We start from the raw sequence: 16,507 nt of genomic DNA, 5'->3' as shown, positions 1-16,507 counted from the left end.
TCACCCCCGGCGGCGCCACCGCGCCCGCACGGCCACCACCAGCAGGGCCGCCGCCGCGAGGGCCGCCCCCGGCAGCAGCCCCGGGGGCCGGAACCGGCAGCCCACCGTGGTGGTGCGGCCGTCCAGCGGGACGGCGACGAGCCCCAGGCGGGCACCGGCCGGACGCCCGTCGCAGGTCCAGCCGGCGATGGCGGGCGCCGCCAGGACGGCGGTGCCCGTGGCGCCCGGGCGGAAGGTGGCGCCGACCCCGGACGCGCCGACCCGCACCTCGACGGGGGCCGACGCGCGCAGCGCCGCCACCGTCGCGTCCAGCCGGGCCCGGTCCAGGCAGGACAGCAGCCACCGCGCGGGCACCGGCCCGTCGAAGACCAGGGCCGAGGCGGCGCCCCGGGAGGGGCCCATCGGCTGGAGCGCGGCCCGGTTGCGCGGCGGAGCGGCGTTGAAGCGGAACGCCGGCCCGTCCGCCAGCCGGGCGGTGGCGTTGTACTGCGGCGCCCACAGGAACGCCTCGGTGCCCGCACGGCACACCCCGGGGGCGACGGGGTCCTCGTACACCCGGGCGCCCAGCAGGAGTTCCTGGTTGGCGAAGGGCGACTCCCCGTAGGACGGCGCCGGCCCCGACGGGCGGAGCGTGACCAGCGGCAGGGTCTCGGCGCGGCTGAGCGTGCCGTCGGGCCGCAGCCGGGCGCCGACCGCGAACAGGGCGTCCGTCACCGGGTTGTCCAGGCTCTGCACGTTGCGGCCGCGCGAGGTCCAGCCGGCGCCGAGGGCGACCATCGTGCGGGTGAACACGTCGGGGGTGTGGCTGCTGTAGTAGGCGCCGCCCTCACCGCCCAGCAGCAGCGGGTCGTTGCCCGTCAGGGCGGGCCTGCCCGGGTCGGTCCGGTACGCGGGCCAGTCCTCGGCGCCGGCCAGCGCGTCGGCGCGGGCGGAGTGCGCGGGGCCCCAGGAGGGGTAGTCGTCCAGGCCGCGCAGGGTGCCCTGGTGCCCGTACGCGGTGGTCGCCGCGGCCTGCGCCACCAGGACCAGCGCCAGCAGCCAAGCCGCCGGCCAGGCGGCCCGCCTCCGACGCCCGAGCAGCCCCCAGGCGGCCACCGCCAGGGCCGCCCCGGCGCCGAACAGGCCGTACCCCCACCCTGTCGCGAGCCCGCTGCCGGCCGCCCCCAGTGCGACGGCGCCCAGCACCCCGGCCCCCGTCGCAAGGGCCGCGAAGCCGGGCGGCCCGCCCGCCAGCGCGGTCCAGGCGGCGATCACCACGATTCCGGCGAGGACGAAGGTCTGCCGGTACGGGCTGCCGTTCGGCGTCGCGAAGACGTGCCAGGCCAGATGGGCCGGCGCCCACTGGAGGGACAGCAGCACGGCCACCACCAGGCCCGCCCACCACAGCCGGGCCCGCAGCGGCAGCGCCCGGTGGAACGGCAGGGCCGCCGCCAGCAGCAGCGTTCCGGTCCCGACGAACAGCGCCGGGGAGGAGAAGGAGTAGGTGGCGGGCAGCAGCCGCGCCAGCAGGTCGGACGCCGGCACCGGCCGGAACTCCTTGAACCAGCCCGGGTAGGCCTGCTTCGAGCTCAGGAACACCGGCAGCAGCACCGGCGCGGACAGGGCCACCCCCAGTACGGTCGCCCCCGCCGCCCGCCCGCACACCCGCAGCCGTTCCCGCACGCCCTCCCGGGTCAGCACCAGCCGCACCAGCAACACCAGCGCCGCGCCCAGCGTCGCCATGTAGGCGGTGTAGAAGTTCGCCGTCCAGCAGACGGCCACCACCAGCACCCCCGCCACCGGCCGCCGCCCGCGCAGCGCCCACTCGCCCGTCAGGCACAGCAGCGGGAACGCGATCAGGCCGTCCAGCCACATCGGGTTGTAGGACGCCTCGATCACCGACCAGCCGCACAGCGCGTACGAGGCGCCCAGCAGCCCGGCCGCCCACCACGGCCCGCGCCGCTGCGTGCGCAGCAGCCAGGCCATCGCCGCCCCGGCCACCGCCGTCTTGAGCACGGTGACGACGTACACCGCCAGGTCGATGCCGGTGCGCGGGAAGAGCCCCACGAGCACCGCGAACGGGCTGCTCAGGTACGTCCCGTAGTCGGGCAGGAAGCTCGTCCCGTAACCGGACTGCCAGTTGAGCAGCAGCCCGCCCGCGGCGCGGCCGTGCAGCAGGTCCCACAGGTGCGCGTGGAAGGGCACGAACTGGTTGCCGAGGTCGTTGACGCTGCGGTGGCGGTGCCCGTACGGGAAGACGCGCGCGACGGCGTCCCCCGCGCAGACGGCCGCCGTCGTGATCAGAGCGGCGAGCGCGGCGCCCGTGAGTGAGGTGCGGCGCCGCGAGCGGTGCGGTGTCGACATGGTGGGCCGACCCTGACAGCGGCACCGGTCCGCGGGATGACAGCGCGGTGGCGGGGGCACGAACATGCGCCGCACCCCGACACCCCGGTAATCGTTGGTCGAACCGGTGGCTCGGAACCCCCCGACTGCATACCATCGATCACCGCACGGCCTTCTTGTGCATCGCCGCACAATCTCCCGGCCCTGGAGGCTCCTTTGCACCGTCGCACAGCGCTCTCCGTCTCCGCCGCCCTGCTCGCGGCGGCCCCCCTGCTGTCCGCCTGCTCCGGTCAGGCACATCCCGGCACGGCGGCCGTCGTCGGCGGTGAACGGATCACCACCTCAGCGCTCCAGGCCCAGGTGAACGACGTCCGCAGCGCGCAGAACCGTTCCGGACAGGGCGACCAGCTGATCGAGGCGACACCCCGCCTGGACCGGTCCAAGCTGAACCGGATGATCCAGACCGCCGTCCTGGAGCGGGCGGCGGAGGACGCCGGGGTCACCGTGACGACCAAGGAGATCGAGGACGTCCGCAAGGCCCAGCTCCAGCAGGCGGGCACCCCCGCGGCGCTGGAGACGGCGGCCCTCCAGCAGGCCCAGCTGGCCCCCGGCCAGATGGACGCGGACACCCGTTTCAAGCTGCTGCGCGACAAGCTGTTCGAGCACTACGGCGACCAGGACAAGGCGTTGGCCAAGCTCTCGGCCGCCGCCAACGCGCTGCACGTCCAGGTGAACCCGCGCTACGGCCGCTGGGACGCGCGGCAGATCCTGCTCGGCGACGAGACGACCCCGTGGATCACCCGGCAGACCCGCCCCGAGCAGGCCCCCGCCGGGGCTTGAGCCGGACCCGCGGAGGTAGGTTCGGAGGGTGACTGAGCACGCGCCGCCCTCCGAGCCCACCGGCCGCATCGTCCTGCTGACCACCAGCCACCGGGTCGCCCCCGGCCTGCTGTCCTGGTCGGCGTGGCAGACCTTGCGGGCCGCAGACCGGGTGCTGTGCGCCGACCCCGGCCACCCGCAGCTGCCGTACCTGCGCGAGGCGGGCGTGGAGGTGGCGCACGAGAGCCCCGACGCCCACGCCCTCGTCGAGGCGTGCGCCGGCGGCCGCACCGTCGTGGTGCTGCCGGCCGGCGAAGGCGACCAGCGGCTCACCGACGGACTGGCCCGGCTGGCCGGCTCCGGCCGGGTCGCCATGCCCGACCTGGAGCTGCTGCCCGGCTCCTACGACCTGCCCGGTGCCCGCCTGCTCGACCTGGTGCAGGTGATGGACCGGGTGCGCCGCGAATGCCCCTGGACCTCGCGCCAGACCCACGAGGGGCTGGTGAAGTACGCCATCGAGGAGGCGTACGAGCTGGTCGAGGCGATCGAGACGGGCGACCGCGCGGAACTGCAGGAGGAACTGGGCGACGTCCTGCTCCAGGTCTTCTTCCACGCGCGGATCGCACAGGAAGGCCGCCCGGAAGACGGGGAGGAGCCGTTCTCCATCGACGACGTGGCCGGGAACCTGGTCGAGAAGCTGATCCGGCGGCACCCGCACGTCTTCGGCGACGCGGCGGCCGAGACCCCCGAGGATGTCAGCGCGCACTGGCAGCGCACCAAAGCGGTGGAGAAGCAGCGGGAGTCGGTCACCGACGGCGTTCCGCTGGGCCAGCCCGGTCTCGCGCTCGCGGCCAAGCTCGCGGGCCGGGCCCGGGCGGGCGCGGTGGCCGTGGAGCTGCCCCGCGGCGAGGGGATCGGCTACGAACTGCTCGAACTGGCGGCGCGCGCCGAGGCGCAGGGCATCGACCCCGAAACGGCGCTGCGCGCGGCGGCCCGCGCCTACCGGGCGGCGATCCGCGCCGCGGAGGGCGTCGGGGAGTAGGGGAGCAGTAGTAGGGGAGCAGGGGTCACGGTTCCCGGGGCGCGCGGGCCGCGGGATCGTGCCAGTGCGGTGCCGGCCGGCTGAGGAACCATTCCCCGAAGCCGAGGGGCCGCCCGTTCGGGCCGTGCCCGCCGCCGGTCCCGGTGGGGGGGACCTGGTCGTGGAAGACGCGCCCGGGGTGCGCGCCGAGCCGCCCCAGGACGCGGGCCGTCTCCGCGATGAACGGCTCCGGCCCGCTGAGGTAGACGTCCTGCTCCCACCACAGTCCGCGATGGCCGAGCGCGGCCGCCAGCCGGCCGGTGGCCCCGTTGCGGTGGTGCCCGGGGGCCGGGGTGACGTAGGTGACGGCGAGCCACTCGAAGGCGGCGGCGTACGCGTCGATGAAGGGCCGATCGTAGAGGTGCGCGGCGTCCCGCGCGACGACGAAGAGCCGGACGGCCCGTTCGGGCGGACGCTGCGCGAGCTCTTCCAGCAGGGCCCGGACCGGGGCCCAGCCGGTGCCGGCGGCTATGAGGGTGACGGGGCGGCCGTCGCGGCGCAGCGTCAGGGCGCCGCCGGGCGCGCCGAGGCGCAGCAGCTCGCCCGGGTCCGCGGCGCCGACCAGGACGGTGCTGAGCCGGCCCCCCTCGATCCGGCTCACGTGCAGGTCGACGGTCCCGTCGGGGCGGGGCGCGTTGCCCAGGGAGTACGTGCGCCAGCAGGCCGGGACGCGGTCGCTGCTCACGCTCACGTACTGGCCGGGCCGGTGGCCCAGCGGGGCGTGCGGACGCAGGGTCAGCACGGCGACGTCCCGTCCGTACCGCAGGTGGCGCACGATCTCGGCGTCCCACCAGGGCGGCTCCTCGCTCTGCGCGGCCGCGGCGGTCATCACCCCGGCGATCACCCGGTACGCCTCGGCCCAGGCCCGCGCCACGGCCGGGGTCCACGCCTCGCCGGCGGCCTCGGCGAGCGCGGCGAGCAGGCTGGTGCCGACGGCCGCGTACTGCTCGGGGCCGGCCAGGAACTTGCGGTGGTCGCGGCCGAGGTCGCGGAGATAGGGGAGGAGCGACTCGCTCCCCAACTGGGCGACGACATGGGTCAGGGCGGCGAACAGCCGGTCGCGCTGCCGCTGCATCTCCTCGGGGGCGGCGGGGAAGAGCTCGCGGAGCTCGGGGTGGTGCCAGAAGAGGTGGGAGTAGAAGAACCTGGCCGCGTGCTCGGCGCGTCTCTCCACCACGGCGAAGCTGCTCTTCAAGATCCTCACGTCCACAGCACCGAAGTAGGAACGGCGAACGCGACCGCGTCAAGCGGGAGCGCATCTGCGGCCAGCCCGGGCGAACCGCCCATAGCGGGTGCCGGCCGGCCGCCGGGATACGGTCGACGGGTGCACGAGCCGACTCCCGCAGCCCCCGAAGACCCCGCCTCCCCCCAGGGCCCCACCCTGTTCGACTGGGAGTTCGCCACCGACCCCTACCCGGCGTACGCCTGGCTGCGGGAGCACGCGCCCGTGCACCGGACGAAGCTGCCCAGCGGGGTGGAGGCCTGGTTGGTGACCCGGTACGCCGACGCCCGCCAGGCCCTCGCCGACCAGCGGCTCAGCAAGAATCCGGCGCACCACGCGGAGCCGGCGCACGCCAAGGGCAAGACCGGGATCCCCGGCGAGCGCAAGGCGGAGCTGATGACGCACCTGCTGAACATCGACCCGCCGGACCACACCCGGCTGCGGCGGCTGGTGTCGAAGGCGTTCACCCCGCGCAGGGTGGCCGGGTTCGCCCCGCGGGTGCAGGAGCTGACCGACCACCTCATCGGGCAGTTCGAGAGCAGGGGCGAGGCGGACCTCATCCACGAGTTCGCGTTCCCGCTCCCCATCTACGCCATCTGCGAGATGCTCGGCGTACCGCGCGAGGACCAGGACGACTTCCGGGACTGGGCCGGGATGATGATCCGGCACGGCGGTGGGCCGCGCGGCGGCGTCGCCCGCTCGGTCAAGCAGATGCGGACGTACCTCGGCGAACTCATCCACCGCAAAAGGGATGATCTGGGTGATGACCTCATCTCGGACCTGATCCGGGCCAGCGACCACGGCGACCACCTGACGGAGGCCGAGGCCACCGCCATGGCTTTCATCCTGCTTTTCGCCGGTTTCGAGACGACCGTCAACCTGATCGGCAACGGGCTGCACGCCCTGTTCATGAACCCCGGCCAGCGCGAGCGCCTCCAGGCCTCGCTGGCCGCCGGGGAGCGCGCCCTGCTCGCCACCGGCGTCGAGGAACTGCTGCGCTACGACGGTCCGGTGGAGCTGGCCACCTGGCGCTTCGCCACCGAGCCGTTCGTGCTCGGCGGGCAGCACATCGCCGCCGGGGACCCGGTCCTGGTGGTCCTCGCGGCTGCCGACCGGGACCCCGGGCGGTTCGCGGATCCGGACGCCCTGGACCTCTCGCGCAGTGACAATCAGCACCTCGGGTACGGCCACGGCATCCACTACTGCCTCGGCGCCCCGCTCGCCCGGCTCGAAGGCCAGACCGCGCTCGCGAGTTTGCTGATGCGTCTGCCCGATCTGGAACTCGCCGTTCCATCTGCGGACCTGCGCTGGCGCGGCGGACTCATCATGCGTGGCCTGCGCACTCTTCCGGTCCGCTTCACACCCCGAAACATCTGAGGCCATAACGGGGCACCGCCTGACCCGGAGTCAGTTACCGGCCGAACTTGTGACATGCGTTCGAAGGGGGCTAGGTTCTGCCGTTACCCCGCCGTTATGCGAAAGGTGCACTACATGCGTTCCGGGAACGGCCGCCACAGACGCCCCCGCCAGGTACCCGCCATCGTCGTCACCGCCGGAGTCACGGGCTCCGCGCTGGCCCTGCCGCTGCTCGCGGCCACCAACGCCTCGGCTGCCGACACCTCCACGTGGGACAGCGTCGCCGAGTGCGAGAGCGGTGGCACCTGGAGCGCCAACTTCGGCAGCGGTGCCTACGGCGGACTCCAGTTCACCCAGGAGCAGTGGAACAACGCGGGCGGTCTCGAGTTCGCGGCGCGCCCGGACCTCGCGAGCCGGTCCCAGCAGATAGCCGTCGGCGAGCGGGTGCTGGCTTCGCAGGGCCCCCAGGCGTGGCCGCTGTGCGCCGCGTCCTCCGGGCTGGTCAAGGACGGCCCCGCCGCCGACGTGGACCCGGGTGCGCTGGGGGCTCCCCGGCAGGTCGCCCCCAGTCCCTCCCGCCCCGACAACGCGGTCCCGGACGCCGGCTCCGGCGACCCCGCCACCGACTTCGGCGCACCCACCCCGGCCGCCCCGGCCCCCGGCGCCCCGAGCCCGTCCGCCACGGCGCCGTTCACGCTGCCCGTCGCGCCGCTCGCGCCCAACAGCGGACTGCCCGTCATGCCCGAGCCGGACCTGCCGACGACGCCCGACCCGACGCAGCCCGGCGCCCCGTCCGCCACCGCGCCGGCCACCCCGACGACGCCGGGCACCGCGACGGCGCCGGCCACGCCCTCCCCGTCCGGGACGCCCGCCGCGCCCGCCGGCCCGGCCGCCGGGACGCCGTCCGCCACGCCGAACGCCCCCACGGCCGACTCCGCGGCCGAGGGCGGCGGCAAGCACCGCGGCCCGGCGGCGGTCGAGACGCCCGCTGCGCCTGACGCCGCGTCGGACCCCACGTACACGGTGAAGGCGGGCGACAGCCTGACCGCCATCGCCAACGCCCAGGGACTCAAGGGGGGCTGGAACGCGCTCTACGAGGCCAACGAGCAGGTCATCGGCAACGACGCCGACCTCATCAAGCCCGGGCAGAATCTGGATCTAACCAAGAAATAACGGGCACTTCGGGCGGGCGTAAAGAGCTGAATGCCCGTTATCCGCAAGTGAGACATGCGTCTCTTCCGGTCAACTGGCGCGTCTCGTACCGAAGCTCCCGCAAACCCCGCCCTCACCTGCGAAAACGCCCCTAAGCGGAACGCAAGCAGGCCGATTTCTCCCCGATGTCCCTCGTTGAACATCGGGGAGAGACCTGTCTACCTTCTGAATCGCTCGCCACCGCGGGCCCCTTCGACCGCATCGCCGAATCCTGCCGGCGGACGGAGGGAACAGTCGTCGCGTAAAGCGCCGAAGGCAGGAGCGGGGGAACCAAGGTAGGCGCCGGGACCGGCCGTTGAGAGACGGCCACGGAACCGGCTAGGGGTTAAGCCGCGCGCTGGTCGCGCGGCCGGGCAACTCACTCGCCCGAACCCGACAGCTCACCTCGCAGGCGTCGGTGAGGAGAAACTCCATGCTGCTTTCCGGCAAGGGCAAGCACCGCCGCGCCACGGCCATTGAGCGGACCACCCGTATCGTCACGCTCGCCGGCGTCGCCGGTGTCGCCGTCGCCGCGCCGCTCATGGCAGCCGGCTCCGCGAGCGCCGCGACCGGCTCCGAGTGGGACCGCGTCGCGGCCTGTGAGTCCGGCGGCAACTGGGCCATCAACACCGGCAACGGTTACTACGGCGGCCTGCAGTTCTCGTCCTCCACCTGGGCCGCCTACGGCGGCAAGGCGTACGCCGCGCAGGCCAACCAGGCCTCCAGGTCCCAGCAGATAGCCATCGCCGAGAAGGTCCTCAAGGGCCAGGGCAAGGGCGCGTGGCCGTCCTGTGGCGTGGGCCTGTCGAACTCCTCGTACAACGGCGGCGGTGCGGCCGAGGCCCCCAAGCCGAAGCCGAAGACCGAGACCGAGACCAAGGCCGCCCCGGCGCCGAAGAAGGAGACCAAGCGGCCCGAGGCCCCGGTCACCCGCTCCGAGCGCGCCGAGGCCCCCAAGGCCCCCAAGGCCGCCCCGAAGACCGAGGCCCCGAAGACGGGCAACGGCTCGTACGAGGTCAAGGAGGGCGACACCCTGGGCACCATCGCCGAGGTGAACGGCGTCAAGGGCGGCTGGGAGAAGCTCTTCGAGCTGAACAAGGACATCGTCTCCGACGCCGACCTGATCTTCCCGGGTCAGAAGCTGAAGCTCAGCTGAACCATCGGGTAACACCGACTCCGGCCACCGCCCGGCGCGTACCCCACGCGCCGGGCGGTGGCGCGTCCGCGGCCGGATCGCGGCCGACCGGCGGTCCCTTTGTCCGGGAAAGCGGGTGTCCGGCCGGTTTTTCGTCCCAGGACGCGGGCGGTCGGCGGGTCCAGTGCCCGGAGCCGGTTAGGCTCTAGTCGGCAGGGCCGTCCTACGGCCGCCTGCCACCGCACACCCAGCGTCACATCCCAGAAGGAGATGCTCGTGCCGTCCATCGACGTCGTCGTAGCCCGGGAAATCCTGGACTCCCGAGGCAACCCCACGGTCGAGGTCGAGGTGGGCCTCGACGATGGCAGCACCGGCCGTGCTGCAGTCCCGTCCGGCGCCTCCACCGGCGCATTCGAGGCCATCGAGCTCCGTGACGGTGACCCCAACCGTTACATGGGCAAGGGTGTCGAGAAGGCCGTCCTCGCCGTCATCGAGCAGATCGGCCCGGAGCTCGTCGGCTACGACGCCACCGAGCAGCGGCTGATCGACCAGGCCATGTTCGACCTGGACGCCACCGACAACAAGGCCTCCCTCGGCGCCAACGCCATCCTCGGCGTCTCCCTGGCCGTCGCGCACGCCGCGTCCGAGGCCTCGGACCTGCCGCTCTTCCGCTACCTCGGCGGCCCGAACGCGCACCTGCTGCCCGTCCCGATGATGAACATCCTCAACGGTGGGTCGCACGCCGACTCCAACGTCGACATCCAGGAGTTCATGATCGCCCCGATCGGCGCGGAGTCCTTCTCCGAGGCGCTGCGCTGGGGCGCGGAGGTCTACCACACCCTCAAGAAGGTCCTGCACACCAAGGGCCTGTCCACCGGCCTGGGCGACGAGGGCGGCTTCGCCCCGAACCTGGAGTCCAACCGCGCCGCGCTCGACCTCATCCTCGAGGCCATCAAGCAGGCCGGCTACACCCCGGGCAAGGACATCGCGCTCGCGCTCGACGTCGCCGCGTCCGAGTTCTACAAGGACGGCAAGTACGAGTTCGAGGGCCAGTCCCGCTCGGCCGCCGAGATGACCGACTACTACGCCGAGCTCGTCGAGGCGTACCCGCTCGTCTCCATCGAGGACCCGCTGTTCGAGGACGACTGGGCCGGCTGGAAGACCATCACCGACCGCCTGGGCGCCAAGGTCCAGATCGTCGGCGACGACCTCTTCGTCACCAACCCCGAGCGGCTGGCCCGCGGCATCGAGGAGGGCTCCGCGAACGCCCTGCTCGTCAAGGTCAACCAGATCGGTTCGCTGACCGAGACCCTGGACGCCGTCGAGATGGCCCAGCGCAACGGCTTCAAGTGCATGATGTCGCACCGCTCCGGCGAGACCGAGGACGTCACCATCGCCGACCTCGCCGTCGCCGTGAACTGCGGCCAGATCAAGACCGGCGCCCCGGCCCGCTCGGACCGCGTCGCGAAGTACAACCAGCTGCTGCGCATCGAGGAGATCCTCGACGACGCCGCCGTGTACGCGGGCCGCTCGGCCTTCCCCCGGTTCCGCTCTGCGGACCAGTAGGCACAGCCGCTCTGCGGACCAGTAGGCACAGCCGGTCCGCGGACCGGTAAGCACGACAAGGGGCAATCACCGCCTCGCGGAGCTGGCCTCCGTACGTCCCCGCACTCGGTCCCGTACCGTGTGCGGGGACGTATTGCGTACCGCGTGCGAAGGGGAGGCGGGACCATGGCCGGGAACCGGGATCGGTTCTCCACCTTCTCGACCGCGACCAGGCTCAAGCAGCTCGGCGAGCGGACCGCCGCCCACGTGTACCGCTCGCAGTCGCGCCGTCAGGTCCGCCGCAGCCGGCTCACCGGCCGTGCGGCGCTGCTCGTCCTCGTCCTCTGTACGCTGGTCGTCGCCCTCGCGTATCCGATGCGCCAGTACGTGTCCCAGCGCTCGGAGATCGCGGACCAGCAGCGGGCCGCCGACGGCGCGCGCAAGCGCCTCGAACAGCTGCGCGACGAGAAGGCCCGCTGGCAGGACCCGGCCTACGCCGAGCAGCAGGCGCGCAAGCACCTGCACTTCCTGCGCCCGGGCGAGATCGGCTACATCATGAACGACCCCGGGGCCGAGGCCGCGGAGCACCGCCGCACCGGGCAGGCCGGTTCCGACCGGCCCTGGTACTCGAACGTCTGGGACGGCGTCGACAAGGCCGACCGGCCCGGCGACTGACCCAGACCACCCACACGAAACGAAGAGACGCACTCCAGGCATGCAGACGCCCCCGCCCCAGACCGACCGCACCGAGCCGACCGCCGCGGACATCGAGGCGTTCGAGCAGCAGCTCGGCCGCCCGCCGCGCGGCCTGCGCGCCATCGCCCACCGCTGTCCCTGCGGGCAGCCGGACGTGGTGGAGACCGCCCCCCGGCTCCCCGACGGCACTCCCTTCCCGACGCTGTACTACCTGACCTGCCCGCGCGCCGCCGGTGCGATCGGCACGCTGGAGGCCAACGGCGTGATGAAGGAGATGCAGGCCCGGCTCGCCGAGGACCCCGAGCTGGCCGCCGCCTACCGGGCCGCGCACGAGGACTACATCACCCGCCGCGACGCCATCGAGGTGCTCCAGGGCTTCCCGAGCGCCGGTGGCATGCCGGACCGGGTGAAGTGCCTGCACGTCCTGGTCGGCCACTCGCTGGCGGCCGGTCCCGGGGTGAACCCGTTCGGTGACGAGGCGTTGGCGATGCTGCCGCAGTGGTGGGCCAAGGGGCCCTGCGTCACGCCGTGCGCGGGGGAGCAGGAGTCGTCGCGGTGACCCGGGTCGCGGGCATCGACTGCGGTACGAACTCCATCCGCCTGCTGGTCGCGGACTGCGACCGGGAGACGGGTGACATCGTGGAGCTGGACCGCCGGATGACCATCGTCCGGCTCGGCCAGGGCGTGGACAAGACGGGCCGGCTGGCCCCGGAGGCGCTGGAGCGCACCTTCGCGGCCTGCCGCGAGTACGCCGCGGTGATCAAGGAGCTGGGCGCCGAACGGGTGCGTTTCGTGGCCACCTCGGCCTCGAGGGACGCCGAGAACCGCGAGGAGTTCGTCCAGGGGGTGCTGGAGATCCTGGGCGTGGAGCCCGAGGTGATCACCGGGGACCAGGAGGCGGAGTTCTCCTTCACCGGTGCCACCAAGGAGCTCACGGGCCGCGCCGACCTGGAGCGGCCGTTCCTGGTCGTGGACATCGGCGGCGGTTCCACCGAGTTCGTCGTCGGCTCGGAGCACGTCGAGGCGGCCCGTTCCGTGGACGTGGGCTGCGTCCGGATGACCGAACGCCACCTCGTGGTGGACGGGGTGGTCAGTGACCCGCCGACCGGGGCGCAGGTCGCCGCCATAAGGGCCGACATCGAGGCCGCCCTGGACCTGGCCGCCGATGCGGTGCCGCTGGAGCGGGCCCGCACCCTGGTGGGCCTCGCGGGCTCGGTGACCACCGTCGCCGCCGTCTCGCTGGGCCTGGCGGAGTACGACTCGTCGGCGATCCACCACTCCCGGATCGCTTACGAGGAGGTCCGCGCGGTCACCGAGCGGATGCTGACCTCCACGCACGCCGAACGCGAGGCCATCCCGGTCATGCACCCGGGCCGGGTCGACGTGATCGGCGCGGGCGCCCTGGTCCTGCTCGCGATCATGGAGCGCGTCGGCGCCTCGGAGGTCGTGGTCTCGGAACACGACATCCTCGACGGCATCGCCTGGTCCGTGGCCTGAGCGACCCCGCGGCGGACCGAGTCGGCCTGGTTCGCGGGTCGTTCGGGCCTGGAGCGGGCGTGGACCGGACCTTGTGGGGGCCTGTTCGGGAGGCGGAAGAGCCTTCGAATGCACGAGCTTCGTGAAGTTCTTCACAAGGAAAAGAGGCCCGCAGGGTGAAGTGGAGGGTCCTTCGGGGCGTTCCCGCGCCCAGCGGGCCCTTTTTGTGCGAGCGTTCGTGCGATTGGCGGAGGCGGCCGACGCGGGTCGGTAGGTATCCACGAACCCGGTGGTCTACTCCGTTTTCGGCCTAGGAGGCCAGTTCAGGACGGGTGAACAACGACTCCCGTTACACGGTGGTTCCCGTTCGGCGCCATGATCTGGGTCACGTGGGCGGCGCAGTGTAGCAGAGGGTCCCGAGCACCTTGTGAAGGGGCTCACGAGCGTCACCCCTGGGGGTGCTGGATACTCGTTCCATGAGCACCACGGAGCGTCCCAGGATCCTCGTTGTAGGAGGTGGGTACGTAGGCCTGTACGCAGCCAAGCGCATCATGAAGAAGATGCGCTACGGCGAGGCGACCGTCACGGTTGTCGACCCGCGCTCGTACATGACCTACCAGCCCTTCCTCCCCGAAGTGGCCGCAGGCAGCATCTCGCCTCGGCACGTCGTCGTCCCGCTGCGACGCGTGCTGCCCAAGGCAGAGGTTCTCACCGGCCGGGTCACCAGCATCGACCAGGACCGCAAGGTCGCCGTCGTCACGCCGCTGGTCGGCGAGGCGTACGAGCTGCCCTTCGACTACCTGGTGATCGCGCTCGGCGCCGTCTCCCGCACCTTCCCGATCCCCGGCCTCGCCGAACAGGGCATCGGCATGAAGGGCGTCGAAGAGGGCATCGGCCTGCGCAACCACGTACTCGAGCAGCTCGACAAGGCCGAGTCCACGACGGACGAGAACGTCCGCCGCAAGGCCCTCACCTTCGTCTTCGTCGGCGGCGGCTTCGCCGGTGCGGAGACCATCGGCGAGGTCGAGGACATGGCCCGCGACGCGGCCAAGTACTACTCCAGCATCAAGCGCGAGGACATGCGCTTCATCCTGGTCGACGCGGCCGACAAGATCCTTCCCGAGGTCGGGCCGAAGCTCGGCAGCTGGGGCAAGGAGCACCTCGAGTCCCGCGGCATCGAGATCTACCTCAACACCTCCATGGACTCCTGCGTGGACGGCCACGTGGTGCTGAAGAACGGCCTCGAGGTCGACTCCAACACCATCGTCTGGACCGCCGGCGTCAAGCCGAACCCGGTCCTGGCCCGCTACGGCCTTCCGCTCGGCCCGCGCGGCCACGTCGACGCCGCCCCGACCCTCCAGGTCACCGGCACCGACTACATCTGGGCCGCGGGCGACAACGCCCAGGTCCCGGACGTCGCCGCCCGCAAGGCCGGCGTCGAGAACGCCTGGTGCCCGCCGAACGCCCAGCACGCGCTGCGCCAGGCCAAGGTCCTCGGCGACAACGTCATCTCGGGCATGCGGGGCTTCCCGCAGCACGAGTACTCGCACTCCAACAAGGGTGCGGTGGCGGGCCTCGGCCTGCACAAGGGCGTCGCGATGATCGTCATGGGCAAGATGAAGATCAAGCTCAAGGGCCGCCTCGCCTGGTACATGCACCGTGGCTACCACGGCATGGCCATGCCGACCTGGAACCGCAAGATCCGCGTCTTCGCCGACTGGACCCTCGGCATGTTCCTCAAGCGCGAGGTCGTCTCCCTCGGAGCGCTCGAGTCCCCGCGCGAGGAGTTCTACGAGGCCGCCAAGCCGGCGCCGGCCCCGGCCGCCGCCCAGGCTCCGGCCCAGAAGGCCAAGGCCTCCTGACGCGGCGCGAGCCGCTTCACCCTGAGTACGACCAGCACGTCCCCGAAGGGGCCGCCCGCCATCCGTGGTGCGGGCGGCCCCTTTCGGCGTCTCCGGCACCCGGCGGCCCTGTGCCCCCCTGCGGCTCCCGTGCCCGCTCGGGGGGCCCGCGAACCGCCTGCTCAAGGGCCCCTCGCGCCCTTCCCAGCCCCTTCCGGCGCTCCCGTGACCTCCGCACCCCCCGGTCCCCTGCACCACGCCCTCGTGCCGTCCTGGGGCGTTCCTTGAGCCGCCTCCGCGAAGATCGTCCGGACAGGGCCTAACCACCGCCGGAAATGGGTAGGCCGTTCGGTCGGAACTTATGGAGGTGCCTGCCATGACCGACGCCGCGCCGCGGCTGGCCGCTCTCGCCGAAACCCTGCTGGGCGCCCCTGTGCCCGTGCGCATACGAGCCTGGGACGGCAGCGAGGCCGGCCCGTCCACCGGCCCCACGCTGGTCCTCAACCACCGCCGGGCGCTGCGCCGCATGCTGTGGAAGCCGGGCGAGCTGGGGCTGGCCCGCGCCTGGGTGGCCGGTGACCTGACCGTCGAGGGGGACCTGTTCGAGCTGCTGGACCGGGTGGCCGGACTGCTCTGGGAGCGCGGACCCGCCCCCGCGCCGGTCGCGAAGCCCGCCACCACCGGGCTCGCCGGACTCGCCGCGCTGCGCCCCCACCTGCCCGCCGCCGCCGCCGGCACCGCCGGCACCGCCATGCTGTTGCGCGACCCCGAGGCACGGGCCGCCGTACGCGACCTCATCACTCTGGCCCGGCCCTGGCCGGCGCCCGCACCGCCCCCGGAGGAGTCCGTCCGCCGCGGGGGCGCCATCCACAGCAAGGGCCGCGACCGCCGGGCGATAAGCCACCACTACGACGTCGGCAATGCCTTCTACGAGCACGTCCTCGGCCCCTCGATGGTGTACTCCTGCGCGTACTGGAGCCCCGGCGGCACCCTGGAGGACGCCCAGCGCGCCAAGCTCGACCTGGTCTGCCGCAAGCTCGACCTGGCCCCGGGACAGCGGCTGCTCGACGTGGGCTGCGGCTGGGGCTCCATGGCCCTGCACGCGGCCCGCGAGTACGGGGCCCAGGTCACCGGGGTCACGCTCTCGCAGGAGCAGGCCGTCTACGCGCGCAAGCGGGTCGCCGAGGAGGGCCTGGCCGACCGGATCGACATCCGGATCCAGGACTACCGGGACGTCAAGGACGGCCCGTACGACGCGATCTCCTCGATCGGCATGGCCGAGCACGTGGGCGCCGCCCGCTACCGCGAGTACGCCCGCACCCTGCACGAACTGCTCCGCCCCGGCGGCCGGTTGCTGAACCACCAGATCGCCCGGCCGCCGGAGCCGGACGAAGAGGCTTACCGGGTCGACGAGTTCATCGACGCCTACGTCTTCCCCGACGGCGAACTCTCCCCGATCGGCACCACCGTCGGCGAACTGGAGCGGGCCGGCTTCGAGGTGCGCGACGTCGAGGCGCTGCGCGAGCACTACGCGCTGACGCTGCGGGCCTGGGTGGCCCGGCTGGAGCGGCACTGGGACGAGGCCGTCCGGCTGACCTCGCCCGGCCGCGCCCGGGTGTGGCTGCTCTACATGGCGGCCTCCGCGCTCGGCTTCGAGCACAACCGGCTCGGTGTCAACCAGGTCCTCGCGGTCCGTCCCGGGAGCGGCGGGGTGTCCGGGATGCCGCTGCGGGCCCGCGAGTGGGGCGCGCCGCAGGCTCCGTAGCCGCGTACGGCCCGACCGCGCACGGGATGCGGGAAGGGCCCCGCGACCGGAACTCCGG

The 16,507-nt window shown here is 72.9% G+C and carries 13 protein-coding genes and 1 riboswitch; of the genes, 11 read left to right on the top strand and 2 right to left on the bottom strand.

From position 1 onward, the window contains the following. On the bottom strand, nt 1–2,343 hold the full coding sequence (locus ACWGH1_RS17450; RefSeq protein WP_453353614.1) for a YfhO family protein: 2,343 nt from the start codon (nt 2,341–2,343) through the stop codon (nt 1–3). Between the two features lie 195 nt (nt 2,344–2,538). Between ACWGH1_RS17450 and ACWGH1_RS17445 the strand changes: the two genes are divergently transcribed. Together ACWGH1_RS17445 and ACWGH1_RS17440 are read left to right on the top strand one after the other, a co-directional pair. Continuing rightward, nucleotides 2,539–3,162, top strand: coding sequence for a SurA N-terminal domain-containing protein (locus tag ACWGH1_RS17445; protein WP_453353613.1), 624 nt, complete (start codon nt 2,539–2,541; stop codon nt 3,160–3,162). 28 nt (nt 3,163–3,190) lie between these two features. After that, entirely contained in the window at nt 3,191–4,183 is a 993-nt protein-coding gene (locus ACWGH1_RS17440) for a nucleoside triphosphate pyrophosphohydrolase (protein WP_453353612.1), read from the top strand. A gap of 25 nt (nt 4,184–4,208) precedes the next feature. On the opposite strand, the gene ACWGH1_RS17435 is transcribed toward ACWGH1_RS17440, so the two are convergent. Further along, on the bottom strand, nt 4,209–5,426 hold the full coding sequence (locus tag ACWGH1_RS17435) for a globin domain-containing protein (protein ID WP_453353611.1): 1,218 nt from the start codon (nt 5,424–5,426) through the stop codon (nt 4,209–4,211). Nucleotides 5,427–5,546: 120 nt separating this feature from the next. On the opposite strand from ACWGH1_RS17435, the gene ACWGH1_RS17430 reads away from it, so the two are divergent. The 9 genes from ACWGH1_RS17430 (at nt 5,547) to ACWGH1_RS17390 (ending at nt 16,449) form a co-directional block, all read left to right on the top strand. Then, nucleotides 5,547–6,821 (top strand): cytochrome P450 family protein, encoded by a 1,275-nt coding sequence (locus ACWGH1_RS17430; RefSeq protein WP_453353610.1) that lies wholly within the window; start codon nt 5,547–5,549, stop codon nt 6,819–6,821. 114 nt (nt 6,822–6,935) lie between these two features. Then, entirely contained in the window at nt 6,936–7,973 is a 1,038-nt protein-coding gene (locus ACWGH1_RS17425) for a transglycosylase family protein (RefSeq protein WP_453353609.1), read from the top strand. A gap of 276 nt (nt 7,974–8,249) precedes the next feature. Continuing rightward, nucleotides 8,250–8,421, top strand: a riboswitch (cyclic di-AMP (ydaO/yuaA leader). A 3-nt stretch (nt 8,422–8,424) separates the two neighbouring features. Then, complete coding sequence (locus tag ACWGH1_RS17420; RefSeq protein ID WP_453353608.1) at nt 8,425–9,147, top strand: transglycosylase family protein; 723 nt, start codon at nt 8,425–8,427, stop codon at nt 9,145–9,147. Nucleotides 9,148–9,396: 249 nt separating this feature from the next. Continuing rightward, the gene (gene eno, locus ACWGH1_RS17415) at nt 9,397–10,692 is read left to right on the top strand and encodes a phosphopyruvate hydratase (RefSeq protein WP_453355721.1); all 1,296 of its coding nucleotides are present in this window, start codon (nt 9,397–9,399) and stop codon (nt 10,690–10,692) included. A 165-nt stretch (nt 10,693–10,857) separates the two neighbouring features. Beyond that, nucleotides 10,858–11,346, top strand: coding sequence for an FtsB family cell division protein (locus ACWGH1_RS17410; protein ID WP_136213601.1), 489 nt, complete (start codon nt 10,858–10,860; stop codon nt 11,344–11,346). Nucleotides 11,347–11,386: 40 nt separating this feature from the next. Then, nucleotides 11,387–11,926 (top strand): DUF501 domain-containing protein, encoded by a 540-nt coding sequence (locus tag ACWGH1_RS17405; RefSeq protein WP_453355720.1) that lies wholly within the window; start codon nt 11,387–11,389, stop codon nt 11,924–11,926. After that, nucleotides 11,923–12,864: a Ppx/GppA phosphatase family protein gene (locus tag ACWGH1_RS17400; RefSeq protein WP_453408796.1), complete on the top strand. Its 942-nt coding sequence runs from the start codon at nt 11,923–11,925 to the stop codon at nt 12,862–12,864. Before ACWGH1_RS17405 ends, ACWGH1_RS17400 begins: the two co-directional genes overlap by 4 nt. A 455-nt stretch (nt 12,865–13,319) precedes the next feature. After that, a complete protein-coding gene (locus ACWGH1_RS17395; protein WP_453355718.1) occupies nt 13,320–14,705 on the top strand; it encodes an NAD(P)/FAD-dependent oxidoreductase in 1,386 nt (461 codons plus the stop codon). A gap of 355 nt (nt 14,706–15,060) precedes the next feature. After that, on the top strand, nt 15,061–16,449 hold the full coding sequence (locus ACWGH1_RS17390) for a class I SAM-dependent methyltransferase (protein WP_453357639.1): 1,389 nt from the start codon (nt 15,061–15,063) through the stop codon (nt 16,447–16,449). The last annotated feature ends 58 nt before the right edge of the window (nt 16,450–16,507 follow it).

Source organism: Streptomyces sp. NPDC054883 (genome assembly GCF_053610645.1).
The sequence above is the reverse complement of the archived record's forward strand: the minus strand, read 5'-3'. Positions and strand labels throughout refer to the sequence as shown.

What these genes read in the sequence shown, in the direction of transcription:
- ACWGH1_RS17450 (WP_453353614.1), bottom strand. Translation starts at nt 2,343, where the DNA reads ATGTCGACACCGCACCGCTCGCGGCGCCGCACCTCACTCACGGGCGCC.
- ACWGH1_RS17425 (WP_453353609.1), top strand. Translation starts at nt 6,936, where the DNA reads ATGCGTTCCGGGAACGGCCGCCACAGACGCCCCCGCCAGGTACCCGCC.
- ACWGH1_RS17420 (WP_453353608.1), top strand. Translation starts at nt 8,425, where the DNA reads ATGCTGCTTTCCGGCAAGGGCAAGCACCGCCGCGCCACGGCCATTGAG.
- eno (WP_453355721.1), top strand. Translation starts at nt 9,397, where the DNA reads ATGCTCGTGCCGTCCATCGACGTCGTCGTAGCCCGGGAAATCCTGGAC.
- ACWGH1_RS17410 (WP_136213601.1), top strand. Translation starts at nt 10,858, where the DNA reads ATGGCCGGGAACCGGGATCGGTTCTCCACCTTCTCGACCGCGACCAGG.
- ACWGH1_RS17405 (WP_453355720.1), top strand. Translation starts at nt 11,387, where the DNA reads ATGCAGACGCCCCCGCCCCAGACCGACCGCACCGAGCCGACCGCCGCG.
- ACWGH1_RS17395 (WP_453355718.1), top strand. Translation starts at nt 13,320, where the DNA reads ATGAGCACCACGGAGCGTCCCAGGATCCTCGTTGTAGGAGGTGGGTAC.
- ACWGH1_RS17390 (WP_453357639.1), top strand. Translation starts at nt 15,061, where the DNA reads ATGACCGACGCCGCGCCGCGGCTGGCCGCTCTCGCCGAAACCCTGCTG.